1 protein-coding gene and 1 pseudogene are annotated in these 2,646 nt (G+C 31.3%); both read left to right on the top strand.

What is annotated here, in order from left to right; all coding sequences use genetic code 11:
- Positions 1 to 258 (top strand): annotated as a pseudogene (locus Q0370_RS03590) (tRNA(Ile)-lysidine synthetase); the annotation flags it as partial.
- Positions 242 to 2,548, top strand: a complete 2,307-nt coding sequence (gene ftsH, locus Q0370_RS03585) for an ATP-dependent zinc metalloprotease FtsH (protein ID WP_299572244.1) — start codon at positions 242 to 244, stop codon at positions 2,546 to 2,548. The pseudogene Q0370_RS03590 and the gene ftsH, both read left to right, overlap by 17 nt.
- The last annotated feature ends 98 nt before the right edge of the window (positions 2,549 to 2,646 follow it).

Below are 2,646 nucleotides of genomic sequence, written 5' to 3'. Positions count from 1 at the left end.
AAATGGGACAGGGATTCTGTTCCTATCGTAGAAATTGAAATTGATGAAGTTTTAAGCGGTCCGGAGGCTGGAAATAATGAAATAATAGAAATTAAAAATGAAAAAAAATGTAAGAAATTAAAAGAAATACTGGCAGTTTCAGATATAAAATTTTCAAAATTTTTGGAAAAAATCTCAAATAAAGATATTGAAAATTTAGAAAATAGCAATAAAAGTAAACTATTAATAATAGGGAGGAAAAATGGCAGAAAGAGATAAAAACGATATTAGAAAACGACTGGAAGAATTACGAAAAGATAATAATAGAAAAAATAATAGACAGGATAATGGAGATAAACCACCATTTTCAGGATTTCTTTTTTTTGTTTTTGTAGTACTGCTGGTAGTTTTTACAGCGATATTCCATCGAGATATACAAACTGTTTTTCAAAATAAAAAGGAAATTTCTTATACAGAATTTGTAGGTAAGACACAAAAAGGTGATTTTACTGAAATCGATGAAAAAGATGATAAGTTAATTGCACAAGTAAAGGAAGATGGCAAGGAAGTACTTTATTTTACAAAAAAAATAACAGATAGAGTTGGAAATGAGCCAATAATTATTAATGCAATTGCACAGAAACGTGTTAGATTAAATTCATTGCAACCTTCTGGCGGAAACTTTTTCTTACTGTTATTAGGTCAATTTTTACCAATGATTATAATGATTGGGCTTATGGTATATCTTGCTAGAAAGATGGTTGGCGGATCTCAAGGTGGAGGACCTGGAAATATCTTTGGGTTTGGAAAATCAAGAGTAAATAAGATTGATAAAAAACCAGATGTAAAATTTGATGATGTTGCAGGAGTTGACGGAGCAAAAGAAGAGCTGAAAGAAGTTGTTGACTTTCTTAAAAATCCTGAGAAATATACAAAGGCTGGGGCAAGAGTTCCAAAAGGTGTTCTCTTGTTAGGTAGACCAGGAACAGGTAAAACATTGCTTGCAAAAGCAGTAGCAGGAGAATCTGGAGCATCGTTCTTTAGTATTTCAGGTTCGGAATTTGTAGAAATGTTTGTTGGTGTTGGAGCATCACGTGTAAGGGATTTGTTTGAAAAAGCAAAGGAATCAAGTCCTTCAATCATATTTATAGATGAAATTGATGCTATTGGTAGAAGAAGAAGTGTTGGAAAAAATAGCGGAAGTAATGATGAACGTGAGCAAACATTAAATCAATTGTTAGTTGAAATGGATGGATTTGAAACAGATACAAAAGTTATCGTGCTTGCGGCAACAAATAGAGAAGATGTATTAGATCCTGCATTATTGCGTGCTGGACGTTTTGACAGACGTGTTACTGTTGATGCCCCTGATTTGCAAGGACGTGTTGCAATATTGAAAGTTCATTCAAGAAATAAAAAACTTGATAGCGATGTAAGACTTGAAGATATTGCTAAAATTACACCAGGATTTGTTGGAGCTGATTTAGCAAACTTATTAAATGAAGCGGCAATTTTAGCAGCAAGAAGAGCAAGTGACACGATAAAAATGGCTGATTTAGATGAAGCTGTGGATAAAATTGGAATGGGACTTGGTCAAAAAGGTAAAATTATTAAACCAGAAGAGAAAAAACTATTAGCTTACCATGAAGCTGGTCATGCTATTATGACTGAATTGACACCAGGAGCTGACCCTGTTCATAAAGTAACAATAATTCCTAGAGGAGATGCTGGTGGATTTATGATGCCACTCCCTGAAGAAAAGTTAGTAACTACAAGCAGACAAATGCTAGCTGAGATAAAGGTGCTGTTTGGTGGACGTGCAGCTGAGGAAATTGGGCTTGATGATGTAAGTACAGGAGCTTATTCTGATATAAAACGTGCTACAAAGGTAGCAAGAGCTTATGTTGAAAGTGTTGGTATGAGTAAGAAATTAGGACCAATTAACTTTGAAAACTCAGATGATGAATATTCATTTGCTCCAAATAAAAGTGATGAAACAGTAAGGGAAATTGATCTTGAAATAAGAAAAATTTTAACAGAAGAGTATTTAAATACTTTGAACACTTTACAGGATAACTGGAGCAAACTAGAAGAAGTAGTAAAATTATTACTGAAAAAAGAAACAATTACTGGAGATGAAGTTAGAAGAATTATCAAAGGAGAGACTTCAGAGCAAATTTTGAAAGCTTCTGAAAATATTGAAGAAGATAGTAATAACTTGAATATTGATGAAGAAAAAAAATCTGAAGAAGAAAATACAGAAAAGGTATCAGAAAAAAAATTGATAGAAAAAGTTGAAGAGTTAGAAGAAAAAATTAAAACTCAAAACTCATCTGAAGGAACAATAGAGAGTGCTGAAAAAACAGATGAAGAAAAACATAATTCTTCTGAAAGTGAACTGGAAAAAGTTACAGAAACTAAAGATAAAAAGGATAATGATGATAATCCAAATGATTCTTCAGAAAATAATGATAATGATTCTGATTCAGGAAATGAAGATATAAATGAAAAATCTGAAAACAGTGAAAAGAAAAAAAGTAATTTTAAATTACCAAGTTTTATGGAATAAAGTATAAAAGTTAATTTGTATATTTAAATAGAAAGTTGACATTAATTTTAAATTTTTGTTATCTTTCTATTTTTTTTTAATCTAATAAACAGTTAATA

Source organism: uncultured Leptotrichia sp. (assembly GCF_938036635.1).
Classification (GTDB): Bacteria; Fusobacteriota; Fusobacteriia; order Fusobacteriales; family Leptotrichiaceae; genus Leptotrichia; species Leptotrichia hongkongensis.
Note: the sequence above shows the minus strand (reverse complement) of the source record. Positions and strands in the feature narration are given on the sequence as shown.

What these genes read in the sequence shown, in the direction of transcription:
- ftsH (WP_299572244.1), top strand. Translation starts at nt 242, where the DNA reads ATGGCAGAAAGAGATAAAAACGATATTAGAAAACGACTGGAAGAATTA.